The organism is Nitrosomonas sp. Nm34, assembly GCF_900113925.1.
Taxonomy (GTDB): domain Bacteria; phylum Pseudomonadota; class Gammaproteobacteria; order Burkholderiales; family Nitrosomonadaceae; genus Nitrosomonas.
In genome coordinates, this window is record NZ_FORD01000007.1 from 26,385 (window position 1) to 41,780 (window position 15,396).

Genomic DNA, 15,396 nt, shown 5'->3' on the forward strand with positions numbered 1-15,396 from the left:
GACGGGGTAAGCAGGCAATCCGCGAAACAAGTACTCGCAAATATGATTGTCTAAAGGTGCCTATTTATTTTTCCAATATACAGACTAACCTGCGGCATCACCAAACGCTGGTCTATCAGAGCACTGCGGGTTCAGAAAGTGCCGGAAATGTCCTGTATACTTTGAGCTTCAGATAACTTTAGTCATTCCCCATGAATATGCTCACCCTAGTTTTTGATTACTCTTGGACCACTTTATGAGCGCTGACAGCAGCAATCCGAGGCTAGCGGTATTGATTGATGCAGACAACACATTCAAAGTGATCGATATACTTGATGAATTGTTCGAGGAAATATCAAAATTCGGAGATGCGAGTGTCCGGCGTATTTATGGTGACTGGACACAAAATCAATTGAGTCGGTGGAAGGAAATGCTGCCTAAACATGCCATCCAGCCTATTCAGCAATATGCCAACACTAAAGGTAAGAATGCAACGGATAGCGCATTGATTATTGACGCTATGGATCTGCTCTACACAGCTCCGCTGGATGGCTTTTGTATCGTTTCCAGCGATAGCGATTTCACTAGATTAGCGATTCGCTTCCGCGAATCCGGTAAACTGGTGTACGGCTTTGGTGAGAAAAAAACCCCAGAATCACTGCAAGCTGCTTGCAATGAATTCAAATATTTTGAAATTCTCTCGCAAAATAAGCAAGTCGAAAGTGAAAGCAATCCTGCGGCACAAACGACAAACACTTCAGGTAAATCCAAAGCTGGCCTGGAAAAGAAAACCCAAAAATCCGAGACATCTTCAAGCGAATCTGCAACTATAACCGTTACCAAAAGAAGCCCCAAGGAACTGGCGAGAGACACTAAACTGGTTTCATTGATTCGCTCCGCAATTGAAGCGCTTTCCGATGAAGACGGCTTCGCTCACATGGGAGAGGTGAAAAAACATATCGTGAAAAACTTCTCGGCATTCGACTCGCGTAATTACGGTTACTCAAAATTCAGCGATCTCATCAAGACCATTGGTTTGTTCGAAGTAGATACTCAGAATCAACGAATTATGGATAAAAGAAAAAAATGAATGAGAGGCTGACACTTTAGCACTCCATAAGGTAGAGCTATTCGCGGAGGGAGCTGATTGGTATGAGAGTTACTGCACCTCTCCTGATTCGAAAAGCAGCCCATTGTCCATTAATACGTAACTGTATCGTATAGGTACAAAAAATAAGTTTTTTCAACTATAAATAGTTGAAATGCTTAAAAGCTATTGGTGATCAGAATTCACCTTGATCAGAATTTCTTCTGTTGATAATTACTTTACCCTAGAGATCGTGAATACAAGCTGAACAATCTAAAGTAAGATATAGTGTGTACTTTGCAACAACTGGCTTGGATAAACAAATAGAGTCTTCAAATATTCCGGTAAAAGTGAAGTGTTTTGAGCAAGCCAGCTCAACAAGATTGGATTTGTAGACACTGTTATGGACGCTAAATGAAACATATGAAACGAAATAATTCCACAAAATAATGAGGAAGAATCTACCAGTGTACTGCTTGAACGCATCCACTTTGACCGGGCTAACAGCACATAGCCAGGCTAGGATAACAATTGCGCTCATTAACAACCCACAGCCAGTAATACGCGAAATACTCAAGCAAAAGATAGCTCAAGAACGTTACCATGAAATCATCTGCTCAGTGTCTTCATTTTCCTAATGCTTTCATCCTTGCTTGTTAGTAGTTAAACCACCCTCACAAGGGATCTGGCTTTATTGAACCACAACAGTTCCGGTTGAGAGAGTGAAAGTTTAAGCATAGCCGTGTTGGGCTTAAGCGTAAAAACTCCACGCTATCGCCCCGCCAAGGGCTACCGGGAGAGCACCGGATGGGGCAGTCATTACCTCTTCCCGTAACCGCGCCCCCGTAGCAGCAACTATATTCCATATATATTGACATAGCGTTAACTCAAGCCTATCTTCTCCACAAGCAGAAATAAGCTAATAATAAGAAATATCAACCAGACGAAATACAAACACAATAATCGAATTGGTAAATTGATGAGCATGAATGCATTTATTATCAACCACATGAAAACCTTAGAGATGATTGGAGTTCTCATGCGGATTTCTAACTTCACTTTAGTCAGCTGGCTCGGCCCGGAGAGTCCCTTCATGTTTGTCTGGGCCATCAATACGTGTGATTCCCTGCTCCTCACATGGTGCGCGTTTTTACGCAAAGATGCGGCATACACACTCCTAAACATTTTTTGGATACTTATGGGAGTTATCGTCATAGCCCGAACTGTCGGATTTCTGGGTCTAACGTAGCCGTGCGAACGGCTTGACGAAATAAGTCTAACCATCGATCGAATTGATTCACAAAAGTAGTCCAGGTTTATCCTGATTCAGGCCGGTCGCTTATACTACAGAAGAACGAAGAAAAGAAATCCTCTTGAATAACGCTCCAATCCAGCATGATGATACAAGTTTTAACGACTGTGAGAGATGACGAGCAGAAGATCGCCGCCGTTACTGAAGAAATGCCTCAAGGTTATCCCTGGCTATATGACCGAGAATTAGAAAAAGCGTGTGAATATCTATAAACGAATAAAACCTGCAACCCTTACCATCCGAATATTTCCTTTAGAGCTTGTGGAAATATTTTTGACGAGATGTACCGCAATTCAATCAGTTCTCATAAGATCAAATCAATGGTTGTGAATCTGCTTCCGATATGAGTATTTTTGAATATCCAAAACAGCCGTACCAACCGATCGATCTGCAGTGCCAAAAAGTTTAGATCAAATCTGATTTTGACAAAAATGGCTACCGAGAACTAATCATCGCGCCCATCACCACGCAGTAAATGTTTGAAATGAGTTGGCGCTTCAAGCCAGCAGCACTTTGTTTATGTTCGATGGAGCAATCCGCGTAAAGCGCGATAACCATCAGGCATTGCACCGTATGTACTATCTTACCATCTGATGCAATGCGTTACACTTATTGCACCCTGCCAGCTAAATCAAACATGGCTTTATCAGCTCTTCTTACCGCATTATCGATACTGTCTACAGCTTGCCTTCGCGTCATCTCTGGTTTAGATGAGAATTCTTTTTGAATCACTCTCAACTGGTTAGGCTGTATTTTCACATCCAGATAGTAAAAGCTCATAAGAAGGATCCCAATCAGCGCCTCACAGTCATTAAATACTTTAGGCAGCAAATATAACCAGCACTTCATCTGGAACTGGCGTTGATCGAGATTACCTCCTTGACACCGATGCTGCATGTAACCGGCTGGCAGAATCCTGGTGCCAGCTCTGTAGAGAATATGATCAACCAACGGCAGGCAGCATTCAAAGCTCGCTTGCTCAATCTGCAAACCAATGAAGTGATCTGGGGATCGCTAATTTTTAACGATAAAGCCATTTACGGGCTTTTCCAAATCTAACTTACTATCCGGATAAATTTAAACCAAGGCTCGCCAACTTATTTCTGGCTATCACGTTGAGGTCGTTTGATCATTGATAACAGCGATAATTAGCTTAAGCGGGAGGATCACTACTTAGGTGTTATGATTGACATCTCAAGCTCCTCCCCACCATACTCCGGCAAACTGTCATAAGGATTGGGGAGCCGGTCATCGGTTATGTACAAATTTCCAACATGATTCTTGTCAATCTCACTGAACGCCTGTTTCATTTGTTGCAAGCTTGCGCTATATACAATGTGGATAAATCTATTCTTCGAGTAATTATGTTGCCATTGTTCTGGCTGAAAGTATACGTAACTTCTTACGCTATTTTCAAATACCACTAAATTATCAACAACGGGTTTGCTTAAATAAGCTTCGTCGGGCACTACTCCGGGGTGCCCCGTTACTGAATAATGAGTGCTTTTATCCTTGATATAGTTATATATTGCCTCGTAGTACCTGATGTTTTCATCTGTGCCATCTGCAGTCATTTCATCGATAAAAAAGCCGTCAATTGCGTAGAAAGCGATGTAACTATCAATGTCTCTAAAAATACTGTCTATCTGGCGACTTCCATAACTGGAGTGTACGTAAGCAATTATCTTTCCTCCAGCTTCACGAACCCGATCAATTGCGTTAACAAAACTGGGGTCAGCGTTTGCACCAGGCCCGTTATGTGGGTTAAAAATGACGGTGGTAGATACCGCTTGAGCTGCCTCAGCCAGGTGGCTCCAATAAACTGGTTGTTTAGATGGATGAAAATAGGCTGGAACAAAAAGATTGGCAGCGTAGACGAGCGTACCGAACATTACTGACAAGTAAACTCCAGAAAACAAAATAAAGTGTTTTATGCTCATGTCGAATATATATCCTATGAAGTAAGGCGTAATAGACCGAGTTTTTACACTGATCTTGGAAGAAAAAAGAGAAAATACGAAAAATAACTACCTTTTTAGCTCAAACGAGTATTTTCTTGTTGTGCATGAATGCTAAGGAATAACAGATAGGCTAGCAATAATGCAGGTGCATACAATGCTTATTCGTTATCTGAAAAATTAAACCACGCTTCCAAATAAAGCATAGCGCAAAACTGTACTAAAAATGGAGTGAAAATTTATACCCAGGTGAAAATATTAATAAAAACAATAACTGACAGTAATTGCTTAATCCATAAAAGCAAGCGATGTACTGTGGGGAAAGGGTTAGCTATCTTAAAGAAGTGATCAAGCGCTGGCAGACTTGGGTGCAAAAGGTTGAGAATCTGCTGAAAATAATAATAATTCTAAAAATTGAATGTTTCTAAAGATAACTTATTATTGAGTTTTATCCTTTTTTTCCTTTTTAGCTACCTCATTCTGGACTTCAGTTTTTATTTTGTGAGTGTCGGGTTGGTTTTGTAGGGATTCGTTATTTTCAATTTCAACTTCTTTGATAAAAACCGCATATTCAGTTGGATAGATTGTATAACCTGAGATCTGAGCATAAATTCTTGTCAGGATAGCGCTAAAGTACAAGATAATGGCTGAATAATATACCCACAGCATAATGATTACGATAGAGCCTGCTGCCCCATAAGTTGAACTTATATCACTATTTGATAAATAGATAGTAATCACAGATTTCCCTATCATAAAAAGCACAGCAGTGGTTATAGCGCCAGCAATAATATTTCTCCATCTAATTTTGGCATCTGGGAGGATCTTGAATATACAAGCAAATATAAAAGTAATGACAATAAAAGTTACAGTAAGATTAAGATAATAGGTGAAATAGACTGTAATCGTAGGAAACATCTTTTGTAAACCGCCAGTTAGCACTTCCAATGCAGCATTTAACATCAGGGATACCAGCAGAATAAATCCTAATGAAACAACCATTGAAAAGCTTAATAGACGATTAACAATGAGTTTCATAAAACCTTTTTTGGGCTTCGCTTTTAAACGCCAGATATAATTAATGGATTCCTGAATTTCAACAAACACTCCGGTGGCCAAGAACAAAAGTATAATGGCGCTGCCAGCGGTTGATAATGTGCTACTTTTAGAGATAGCAGCATTTTTGATCATTTCTTCGACTTGAGTTGCTGCTTGTGAACCTACCAATTCAGCAAGCTGTGGATAAAGGTTCCCTTCTATAGCTTCTGCACCGAAGAAAAATTGAACGATCGTTATAATCACGATGAACATAGGGGCCAGTGCAAACAAGGTATAAAAAGCAAGCGAAGAACTCATTCTCAGTACGTTGACTTCCATGAATTCAGAGAAAGCTTGTTTAATTACAGGCCATGCGTTCTTTAGTGTTAATTTCATTATCACGAATAAATAAATAATAAAATTCTAAAAAATTCTTCAATGAGATGAGCTTTTAAAATTTAGGATGTTATATTCCATGAAAAATTCAAAATTTTTAATCTAGCTAAAAATAAATTATTAATTTGGCCTGTTCTTTTACCCCATATTTTTATATGACTTTTATGCTTGCGAGTATTCAAGCCGATTTAAATGATCGGTGGTGTTCCACTAGCTTATACGCACAATAAGAGTAATTAGATGGCAATACCACAAGAATTGCAATCTCAAACTTATCATTGGAGTTTGTTTTCGCGCTCAATCTGCTATAAGGTTAATACTCTACTTAATATAAAATTTGTTTTTATGTAACTTATTGATTTTTATGAACCTATATCCAGAGCTCGAATCTGGGGCAAATTGATGGTTTATCAGGAAATTTATCCTGTTTGCAACAAATATCCCATCCCAACTATTCAGGAATTTTCTTGTGGAGTTTGACAGGCGCCACTCGTTTTTTCCGCATACGAAGATTGAGCATTTCCACTGAGACTGAAAATGCCATTGAAAAATAAATATAGCCTTTTGGCACATGGATGTCGAACCCCTCCAATATGAGCGTGACGCCCACTAAAATTAGGAAGGAAAGAGCAAGAATTTTAACCGTAGGGTGTGCATCTACAAAATCACCGATCGCCTTTGCCGCCATTAGCATGACCAATACTGCCAAAACAATAGCAATTGCCATGAGAGAAAGATGATCAACCAAACCAACTGCCGTGATAACTGAATCTAATGAGAACACAATATCCAACACGGCAATCTGAAGCAGCAGCATTCCCAAGCTGGTGACGACAATCAAACGATCAGGTTCTTCTTGCCCTTCTAAGCTATTATGGATTTCATGTGTAGCTTTGGCCAGCAGAAACAAACCACCTCCAATTAGAATGATATCGCGACCTGAAATTTCATATGAAAGCAATGTAAACAACGGTGCAGTTAATCCCATTACCCAGGAAATTGAAAATAGCAATCCTAAGCGCGTAATCATGGCAAAGCCAAGCCCCATTCTTCTGGCAAATGTACGTTGACTTTCTGGAAGGCGCCCGACAAGTATGGAGATAAATATAATGTTATCGATCCCAAGAACAATTTCTAGTGCAGTTAATGTGCCTAATGCTATCCAAGCTTCAGGACTTGCCAGCCATTCGAACATCAAGGGTTCCCCTTCTTATTTTTGACGATTATGAATTGCTGCTAATAGGTTCGTATTATTCCATTTCTAAATCAAACACGACGCGAAGGCAAGCCGCAGACAGTATCAATCATATGGCAAGGTGAAGCCAACAAAGTGAGTTTTGATTTAGAAATGGGATTACTTGTTAAATGAGACTTAGGCTGGTAACAGCAGTTCAACTTTGTCAGATTTCATGATGCTCTTCAACAGATGTGCCTTCAAAAAATGGATAATACGCAAACATCATGGTAAGCAAAAATAAAGGTACTGATAATCCATTGTATTGTCAAAAACACAGATGAACCTTTCAAAAAAATTTTCTTTTAGACGAAATGAAAAAGGATAGATTATGAAATGGCTAGCGGGAATTATTATATTGATTTTGTTAATAGTATCAGTAAGATTTAGAAAATTGGCAGGGTTTCTTGTTTTGCTGGGTATTGTTGTTGGTTTGTTACTTTGGCAATACCAAGAGTATGAGAAGAATAAATCTAAGAACAGAATTTCGCCTTCGGAGCTGGTATTAAAAAATATTACTTTTAAACCCTCAAATAGTCATTATGAAATGACGGGACGTATCATTAATAACTCACAAACCTTCACTTTGAATGGCGTTCAATTAAAAATTACTGCTAAAGAATGTGCGAATAACGATAAGGATTGCATTATTATTTTAGAAAAAAATGAATATATTTATGTTCATATTCCACCCAAACAAGCGAGAGATTTCAGAAAAGAGGTTTCTTTTTATTCGAATCAGATTATAGAGGGGCAGTTAGTCTGGAATTATTCAGTGGAATTTGCTAAGTCAGAATAGCTACCTGTTGTATGTCAGTGATAATTGAATGCCGTTTTGCTACAGTTTGGTGGTCTAACCTATTTCGATCCATGGATTCAATTCTTATATGCACCTAGAATCAGTATTTAATAGCATGTGTTCTATATAGTGTTCCAACTTAAGATAAAAAAATAAAATTGCCTGTTAGAAAAAATCTTTCAGTTATTTTTAGCTCTAATAGTTATACACGAAGGTCGCAGTTGCACCGTTAGATATCACCTATACGAAATAATACTCTTCGGAATACATTGACAAATTTTTTAGTGATAAGACAAATTTATGAAAGCGAACGCAATAGGCATAAATCATGTGGCATTAGAAGTTGGAAATATTGATGAAGCATTGAAATTTTATGGCAATTTCTTGAATTTTGAAGTTCATGAAAAAAATGAGATGCAAGCTTTTATTTATTTTGGAGATCAATTTATCAATTTTACAAAAAATGATAATAGACAGCCTGATCAAAAGCGACACATTGGCATAGCGGTAGATAATAAGGAATTAGTAAGGCAGACACTTGAACAAATGGGTATCAAACTTTTAGAAGGTCCTTTTCTTGATTTTCTGGATCCTTGGGGAAATCGAGTAGAAATAACTACTTATATCAATATTCAATATACAAAAGCTGACCATGTATTGCAGGGTATGGGGCTTGGTCATCTGAAAAAAACTGAGCAAGCTTTGGCTGAATTGAATGCAAGAGGTTTAGGGCCTAAAAAAAATGATAATAATTAGGTGCTCTGGGATTTAATAAAATTTTTTAGAAGTGTTACCTAAAATAGATGGCTAGATCCCATACTCTCATCACTATCAGCATATAATGTTAACCGGCTCTGACTTGTTAAGTAGAAGTCGGCGGGTAGATTTTTTATGAGAAGAATACTTCAATGTAATTTTCCACAGGAGACATATGAGAACTTAAAACCATTAGCTCCTGATTTCAAAGTGCCGGTAGCCTTAACAATGCCAGCACCACGTGGACGCATATCGTAACCATGAAAGGGACGAAGCTGTTTACAAGTTTGCAGGCCGCATCTATCTTTTTGATATAAAAATCACTTTGACTTATATGCGATTTCTTAGATTTGTGCCAGTATTACAAAGGTGCTGATTTAAAAAACTCCCTAAGATCGGCGTTGGTAAGTTTTCTTTGCAGTGTTAATGTCATCACAACTTCTTTTGAGTATTTAACATAAGGTTGACAGATGCATTGAGACTAATGCTTTTTTTAAATAGTGTTATGTTTTTTAGCGCCATACTCGGGTGGTTTCTGCATCAAACAAATTTACCTTACACTTAAAAGAATGCTTTATGCCCTCAATGTGTCTTTGGAACGCTTCAGAATAAATTCCGATATAAACGCTGAATAGTTTGTTGCCTACTTGTGCACCCTGCTTCGCAGCAATATTTATCGCATCCATTATATGGAGGTCAGAGTCTCCAAAATTGAGACCGAATGTGACAAGGGAGCCCTCAATTTTGCTCAATGACTCGTAGCAAAAACTAAGGTATCAATTGTGCATAATATGATTCAATTTATCCTCACCATTGCCAGCAGCCACAAATATAGGGTATTCCTATCGTGCGAGCTTTTTTTATGTTCTCGAGTAAAAGTTTTTCACCACCGTACTCTTCCTTAATGGTATCTACTCCTGTCTCGAATATTGGTAAAGTGCCAGGAAGAAAGTGAATGTTCTGTTTGTCTTTGCATTTTCCCCACCTCAACTCAGAATATTTACTAGGCTCATCTTCTCGATCTAGCCCGAACCCATCGATTCGGTTTTGGAAATTATTTCGCATATAGCTTAACTGGTTAAGCCATATATTGAGCACTTGGCATGGCAGGAATAAGTGCGAAAGTATGACCGGGAGCATACTTTATTTTACTGTGATCCGCCTTACTGGGGCACAGAAGGCTACGGTGCAGATTTTGGACTGGAACAGTATGCTCAAATAGCCGAGCTGGCAAGAACGATCAAAGTCAGGATGATCATATCCGTTAACGATCTCCCAGAAATGCAGGAAGCATTTAAGGGACGAGCAATGCAGTCGGTGGCGATCAATTATATCGTGGGTGAGCTGCAAGGACACGGACAACGCACCGAGCTGGTGATCCGTAATTTTTAACGATGGAGTAATTCGCGGACTTTCTGAAACCCAACCCACTTAACGGATAAATCTAAACCACGGCTAGCCAGTTGATTTTTGGCCATTGCTTTGAGATCGATTTGATCGTTAGCAGCAGCAATGATTAGCTTGAGCGGTAGGATCACTACTTAGGTGTTACGATTGACATCTCAAGCATCTCCCTACCATATTGCGGCAGGCTGTCATAAGGATTGGAGAGCCTGTCATTGGTTATGTACAGATGTCCAGCGTGGTTCTTATCGGCCTCGTTGAATGCCTGCTTCATTTGGTCCGAGTTTGCGTCGTAAACAATGTGGATAAATTTATCCTTCGGGTAAGTATGTTGCCAGTTTTCCGGTCGAAAGTTTACATAACTTCTTATGGTATTTTCAAACACTACTAACTCATCAACGACGGGTTTGCTTAGATAAACTTCATCAGGCACCACGCCGGGATTGCCCGTTACCGAATAATGACTGCTTTTATTCTTGATGTAATTATATATTGTCTCGTAGTACATGATGTTTTCATCGCTCCCGTCTGCAGTCTTCTCATCAATAAAAAAACCATCAATCGCATAGAAAGCGATGTAACTATCAATGTCCTGGAGAATATTGTCCATCGGTCGCTCTCCATAATTGGATTTTACGTAAGCGATTACCTTTCCTCCAGCTTCACGAACCCGATCAATTGCGTTAGTAAAACTAGGGTCAGCGCTTATTCCAGGCCCGTTATTGGGGTTAAAAATTACAGTAGTAGGCACTGTCTGAGCTGCCTCAACCAAATGGCTCCAGAAAATGGGTTGATTAGATGGATGGAAGTATGCTGGAACAAAAAGATTGGCAGCGTGGACGAGCGTACCGAACGTTACTAACAAATAAACTATAGAAAGCAAAATAAAGTGTTTTATGCTCATGCCGAATATATCCTTTGAAAAAGGGCGAAATAGACCGAGTTTCTACACTGATCTTGAGAGTATAAAAAGTACACTCTCTTGGGAGGAAAAAAAGAAGATATAGGGAAAAAAATGAATACTGATTTAGCTCAGATGATCAACTTCTTTTTCTTATTGTGTTAATGCTAAACAATAACAAACAGGTTAGCAATAATACAATACATATTAACTTTTATTTATTAACTCAAGAATAAAATGACCGTACCAAATAAAGCGCAAAACAGTACCAAATTGAGCGAAAATTTATATTCGGTCGGACTACTACAGGCATATCAGCCTGAACGACTATCACGCCTCGATTTCACCTTTGATTATTTCCTACCAAACCTGGATTTTGACGAGGACAGCTTTGTTTCTGTCGCCAGCAAAGATAGCCAGCACCGCCGAAACCACAAAATTCAAACCTTCTCCTTCGGTTAGTGCGAGATCAAATGCGCATTTATAACAAATCAAATGCGATGAGATTAACGAGAAAAGTGCCAAACCATGGTTTTTAATTATGGAAATTGAGCCAGGATGTTTGACGGATTGAATGGCTGGTGCGCAAATCATCCTTGCTCATTTCTTAGATTCGCATAAATGGGAATCAAGCCGAGGTTAGAGGAAGTTATTCAGCACTTGATTATGCTGTAGCAGGTTAAAATACTGACTCTCTTGATAAAGTGCCTAGATTTGTACTTAATTGGCTCCCCGACCAGAGCTCGAACCTGGGACCTGCGGATTAACAGGTGTTATAGCTAATTGTCTTTATTAATTTTATACCCGCCAATACACGCTGATAACCATCAGATTTGTCACGTTTTCTCCTTTGGGTTTAATTAAGAAATACACAAATGACTTGCACTGACCAACCTTAACAGTCTGACATAGCCAGTCCGTTACCTAATACCATACACAAAAGTGAAGCTTTTGTGTCTATTGAAATAATACAAAACCATAAAAGCCTGCCGTAACAAACTTAATGAGTATATTTGCTTTGCATATATACTTCTTCTAATAAATATGTGTCTTTTAGTTTTGGCAAATTAACAACATTAGGGATTAATGCCTAGTTATGAGAAATTTTACTTTACTACTGCTGATATTAGTTCCAGCAATATCTTCTGCAGAGAATTTTTTAATCAATAGCAATAAATTATTTGATTTTGCTGAGAATGCTTATCCTCGCTATTTTAGTCCTGCTGGAATAACAACTATTACTCTTGATGGATATTTAGTCCGTTACTATCCCAATTCTGGCAATTATATCGGCACCAAAGGTGAAGAAGTCTATGTTTATGGAAATGTTTTTAATGGATTGTTAAGAGCGGGAGTAATTTCTGATTATATTGAATTAGAAGCTGACAGCGATGAATTATTAGCTCAACTATTCGCAAATGGTAAAAGTAATGTACAAGTTTATGGAACAGGTGTGGTCATTTCCATTTTATCGGATGATCTTGATGGTAGTCGTCATCAGAGATTTATCATCGAATTGAAATCAAAGCAGACTCTACTGATAACCCACAATATAGATTTAGCGCCAAGAATTTTTGCGTTATCCCTAAATGATAAAATTGAATTTTTTGGAGAATATGAATGGAATAATAAAGGTGGTGTTATTCACTGGACACATCACGATCCTGATGGAGCTCATGTAAACGGTTGGATCTTACATAACAATGTTATCTATCAGTGATTCCGTGACGAAAGAATTCCTTAAATCATAATTAGCATTGACCTACTGATTACAAAGCGTAATTATAATATTTAATAATTTTTAAATCAATCACTTACAATGCTTGCCAAGCATAAACTCAGTATCAAACAGTCACAATCAGCGTGATTTTTAGCATAACTTGGCACAAATTTGACACAATTATTTTTGCGAACTTTATGGTTCACCAAGTTTGAAACAGGCTACTCAAAATATTTAGAAATTCGTTTAGCTCCGCGATTGGCATATTTGCCTGAATACGTGTCATCATCAGATTTATATGGAATTTTCCATGTGATACCTAAGTGGCGAAGCTGATTACGTATACGCATAACATCTTCTTTATTAGTCCAATCGTACGAATAGACACATATTACTTTCTGAGTTTCATTGGCAGCATTTTGATTTGGCTTTGCAGTTGAGGCTTTTGCAGAACTTCCTAGTTCACCGTTCTCGGTTGCAATGCGAATTTTTTCCCATGTTTCGTCAAGATTCTCAATGGGAACGAAAATAAGCCATTTTCCTCCACGTTCCGTGCTGGGAGGATACTCTCCGATCTGTCGTTCAGCTCGAATCCAGTAGATATCAGTGACTTGGGATGGTTGTAAAATTTGAGATAGTGGCAAAGTCTGATCGGAATTTGTGGTATGCAAATAGGCTATAGAAGCACTACGGTAACATCTAAGTAGCTGTTGCAGAAATTGCTGCACCGCATGCTCGTCTTCTAAAAACTTCATCAACTCATGATCTTCCCGGTCTTCGTCGGCTAGCTCATCAGCATCATGTTCAAGGATAAGTTGCCAACGCACATCATCTTCTTCGCTTATCCCATAATTATGCTGAAGCCAATTGTACTCGGATGAAGTTCCATCAAAGCCTTTTGATCCCCATATACGATCCCATTCAACAAAAATTGCGTCGATCAGTTGAGTTTTTCGCATTAATGTTGTGATAATTCTTTAATTTGTTAATCCCAATCTAGAAATCAATAATAATCTTCATCTTCATCTTCGCTGTTTACATTAACACTATCAAAGTATTCATCATCTCCACTTTGAAAATCAAAATAATCATTAATATCTTCATCGGATTCAAAAATTCTGCTTAGATCATCTCTATTTTCTTTATTTTTCTTGAGCTCGAAAACTTTTTCGCACTTTCTCGATTGGTCGTAAAATATGACATTATTTTTTAGTAGTTCAGAGAAAAATTCGTCATTAGTTATATATTTATCATCCTTATTATGTAACCAGCGCCTACGACCCGCTTCATACGCAAGTAACCATTTATCGCTATACAATGAATCTTTGGTAGCGTATATGTCAAGTTTTTCTTTTCGTGGACTTACTTTTGCTAGATTTTCGTGAAATAAATCGAGAGCAATCAGCATACAAACAGAACTAGAAGTTGTTTCAATAGCCCTTATGGATTCTTTTGATATTGAAATTTTTAGCTCTTTAGCTAACCATAATGCCCACGCAATTTCACTATGCCCATCTGATATGGAGTGACTTTCAATTAATGTATTGCAAAAACGTTCGATTGCAGACTTATTTATTGGGTATTCATAGTAGTTATAAGTAGAAAGTATTGTTGTTATAACTTGTAGTGTATTAGGAAAACTGTATCCACACTTCAAAAGATAGGCTTCATATATATTCCAGTTTTGCCTTTTAATTATGATATTGGATATTTTCTTAAGCCCGTATTTAACTAGACTTTCATCCTTGTATCTTTTTTCTAATGTGAATAGGTTTTCGAAATACTTATGAAGATCATCTCGCTGTTTATTAATTTGTTCAGATACGTCTAGGTGTTTTATTCCATATTTCCATGAATCTTCAACCAAGTCCTTGACTTCTATTATTCTTGTTTTGTCGGGATTAATCTGGAGTTCGTAAGTACTCAAAATTCGAGTTAACTCAGATAAAACTCTTCGTGCTTCTTCTTGATTATTGAAAAAAAGACAATAGTCATCAACATATCTAAATCCTTGAGGCATGTACTTGAGCTTCGTTCTCAGTTCTTTATCAACTGCAACCGCGATAATTTCAGCTATTACATGAGAAGTATCAGGACCAACTGGCAATCCCATTGTTTGCCTGTCTTGCACACTCATTGATTTATCATCGAGAATGTTTCCGTAATATTTCGCAATTTTATTATGATTTTTCTTGGCTACATCTTTACCATGAAGTGCCCATGGAATTGTATGAGTATATATAGTTGGAAAAAACCTCGATATATCGGTTAGTAGTGCATATTTGTATCCAGCGCTTCGTATTACCTTTGCTTCATATAACTCACTGAATTTACTTATTTCTATTGCACGAAGCGAATGAGAATTTAGCTTCGGCCTACTTAATGATATTTTACTTTTATTGTAATGATTCTGGATGTTTTTCCAGTAATTTCCTATTTCTTTGACCAAAAAATAATATGGAACGGGATTAATGATGCTTGTAAATCGTCGGTTATATGATGATCGAGCAACTGAAAATCTTTCTGGTCTTGATCGTGGAACATCATTTGTGAGCCATTTACCTTTTAAAAGCTTATATGAAGAAGCAAATGTATCCGTAGTGAAGCCGGAAGGCAATTGAACCGGGAAGTACCCTCTACGGAGAAATTCTTTTATTTTATCCATATATTACTAATAATAAGTACTCTCATTATGAGATTGGTATTCCGATCCATTATGTCAATTACGGCAATAATTCCAAGCTAAACTGTATTACCTTATCAATATTACCACTATAGCTATATTTGATTTTTTGCCATTACTGATCTATCC

Annotated in this window: 14 protein-coding genes; 7 read left to right on the top strand and 7 right to left on the bottom strand. The window is 37.9% G+C overall.

What is annotated here, in order from left to right; all coding sequences use genetic code 11:
* The first annotated feature begins 235 nt into the window (after positions 1–235).
* Both BM283_RS04660 and BM283_RS20315 read left to right on the top strand, forming a co-directional pair.
* Positions 236–1,069 carry an NYN domain-containing protein gene (locus BM283_RS04660; RefSeq protein ID WP_090690189.1) on the top strand — a complete coding sequence of 278 codons (834 nt, stop codon included), beginning with the start codon at positions 236–238 and terminating at the stop codon, positions 1,067–1,069.
* 1,392 nt (positions 1,070–2,461) lie between these two features.
* Positions 2,462–2,590: a hypothetical protein gene (locus BM283_RS20315; protein WP_302848275.1), complete on the top strand. Its 129-nt coding sequence runs from the start codon at positions 2,462–2,464 to the stop codon at positions 2,588–2,590.
* Positions 2,591–2,987: 397 nt separating this feature from the next.
* Here the strand turns inward: BM283_RS20315 and BM283_RS18665 are convergent, their stop codons facing one another.
* Positions 2,988–3,158, bottom strand: coding sequence for a hypothetical protein (locus BM283_RS18665; protein WP_175492032.1), 171 nt, complete (start codon positions 3,156–3,158; stop codon positions 2,988–2,990).
* A gap of 81 nt (positions 3,159–3,239) precedes the next feature.
* Between BM283_RS18665 and BM283_RS17950 the strand changes: the two genes are divergently transcribed.
* Positions 3,240–3,437, top strand: a complete 198-nt coding sequence (locus BM283_RS17950; RefSeq protein ID WP_139225191.1) for a hypothetical protein — start codon at positions 3,240–3,242, stop codon at positions 3,435–3,437.
* Positions 3,438–3,547: 110 nt separating this feature from the next.
* Here BM283_RS17950 and BM283_RS04675 read toward each other — a convergent pair whose 3' ends face one another.
* The 3 genes from BM283_RS04675 to BM283_RS04685 all read right to left on the bottom strand — a co-directional run bounded on the left by BM283_RS04675 (position 3,548) and on the right by BM283_RS04685 (position 6,965).
* Positions 3,548–4,318, bottom strand: a complete 771-nt coding sequence (locus BM283_RS04675) for a spherulation-specific family 4 protein (RefSeq protein WP_090690193.1) — start codon at positions 4,316–4,318, stop codon at positions 3,548–3,550.
* Positions 4,319–4,774: 456 nt separating this feature from the next.
* Positions 4,775–5,770: a YihY/virulence factor BrkB family protein gene (locus BM283_RS04680; RefSeq protein ID WP_090690196.1), complete on the bottom strand. Its 996-nt coding sequence runs from the start codon at positions 5,768–5,770 to the stop codon at positions 4,775–4,777.
* Between the two features lie 451 nt (positions 5,771–6,221).
* The gene (locus BM283_RS04685) at positions 6,222–6,965 is read right to left on the bottom strand and encodes a TerC family protein (RefSeq protein ID WP_090690198.1); all 744 of its coding nucleotides are present in this window, start codon (positions 6,963–6,965) and stop codon (positions 6,222–6,224) included.
* Between the two features lie 370 nt (positions 6,966–7,335).
* Between BM283_RS04685 and BM283_RS04690 the strand changes: the two genes are divergently transcribed.
* From BM283_RS04690 to BM283_RS04705, 3 genes are all read left to right on the top strand, one after another.
* On the top strand, positions 7,336–7,803 hold the full coding sequence (locus BM283_RS04690; protein WP_090690201.1) for a hypothetical protein: 468 nt from the start codon (positions 7,336–7,338) through the stop codon (positions 7,801–7,803).
* Positions 7,804–8,103: 300 nt separating this feature from the next.
* The gene (locus BM283_RS04695) at positions 8,104–8,559 is read left to right on the top strand and encodes a VOC family protein (RefSeq protein ID WP_090690202.1); all 456 of its coding nucleotides are present in this window, start codon (positions 8,104–8,106) and stop codon (positions 8,557–8,559) included.
* Between the two features lie 1,116 nt (positions 8,560–9,675).
* Positions 9,676–9,951: a DNA adenine methylase gene (locus BM283_RS04705; protein WP_090690207.1), complete on the top strand. Its 276-nt coding sequence runs from the start codon at positions 9,676–9,678 to the stop codon at positions 9,949–9,951.
* 145 nt (positions 9,952–10,096) lie between these two features.
* On the opposite strand, the gene BM283_RS04710 is transcribed toward BM283_RS04705, so the two are convergent.
* Positions 10,097–10,867: a spherulation-specific family 4 protein gene (locus tag BM283_RS04710; RefSeq protein WP_090690209.1), complete on the bottom strand. Its 771-nt coding sequence runs from the start codon at positions 10,865–10,867 to the stop codon at positions 10,097–10,099.
* Positions 10,868–11,960: 1,093 nt separating this feature from the next.
* Between BM283_RS04710 and BM283_RS04720 the strand changes: the two genes are divergently transcribed.
* A complete protein-coding gene (locus BM283_RS04720) occupies positions 11,961–12,584 on the top strand; it encodes a DUF3465 domain-containing protein (RefSeq protein ID WP_090690214.1) in 624 nt (207 codons plus the stop codon).
* A gap of 221 nt (positions 12,585–12,805) precedes the next feature.
* Here BM283_RS04720 and BM283_RS04725 read toward each other — a convergent pair whose 3' ends face one another.
* Complete coding sequence (locus BM283_RS04725; RefSeq protein ID WP_090690217.1) at positions 12,806–13,543, bottom strand: putative phosphothreonine lyase domain-containing protein; 738 nt, start codon at positions 13,541–13,543, stop codon at positions 12,806–12,808.
* Between the two features lie 44 nt (positions 13,544–13,587).
* On the bottom strand, positions 13,588–15,249 hold the full coding sequence (locus BM283_RS04730) for an RNA-directed DNA polymerase (protein ID WP_090690219.1): 1,662 nt from the start codon (positions 15,247–15,249) through the stop codon (positions 13,588–13,590).
* Between the last annotated feature and the right edge of the window lie 147 nt (positions 15,250–15,396).

Coding starts and splice junctions, on each gene's coding strand:
- BM283_RS04660 (WP_090690189.1), top strand. CDS start 236: ATGAGCGCTGACAGCAGCAATCCGAGGCTAGCGGTATTGATTGATGCA.
- BM283_RS04675 (WP_090690193.1), bottom strand. CDS start 4,318: ATGAGCATAAAACACTTTATTTTGTTTTCTGGAGTTTACTTGTCAGTA.
- BM283_RS04730 (WP_090690219.1), bottom strand. CDS start 15,249: ATGGATAAAATAAAAGAATTTCTCCGTAGAGGGTACTTCCCGGTTCAA.
- BM283_RS18665 (WP_175492032.1), bottom strand. CDS start 3,158: ATGAGCTTTTACTATCTGGATGTGAAAATACAGCCTAACCAGTTGAGA.
- BM283_RS04680 (WP_090690196.1), bottom strand. CDS start 5,770: ATGAAATTAACACTAAAGAACGCATGGCCTGTAATTAAACAAGCTTTC.
- BM283_RS04720 (WP_090690214.1), top strand. CDS start 11,961: ATGAGAAATTTTACTTTACTACTGCTGATATTAGTTCCAGCAATATCT.
- BM283_RS04725 (WP_090690217.1), bottom strand. CDS start 13,543: ATGCGAAAAACTCAACTGATCGACGCAATTTTTGTTGAATGGGATCGT.
- BM283_RS04710 (WP_090690209.1), bottom strand. CDS start 10,867: ATGAGCATAAAACACTTTATTTTGCTTTCTATAGTTTATTTGTTAGTA.
- BM283_RS20315 (WP_302848275.1), top strand. CDS start 2,462: ATGATGATACAAGTTTTAACGACTGTGAGAGATGACGAGCAGAAGATC.
- BM283_RS04695 (WP_090690202.1), top strand. CDS start 8,104: ATGAAAGCGAACGCAATAGGCATAAATCATGTGGCATTAGAAGTTGGA.
- BM283_RS04690 (WP_090690201.1), top strand. CDS start 7,336: ATGAAATGGCTAGCGGGAATTATTATATTGATTTTGTTAATAGTATCA.
- BM283_RS04685 (WP_090690198.1), bottom strand. CDS start 6,965: ATGTTCGAATGGCTGGCAAGTCCTGAAGCTTGGATAGCATTAGGCACA.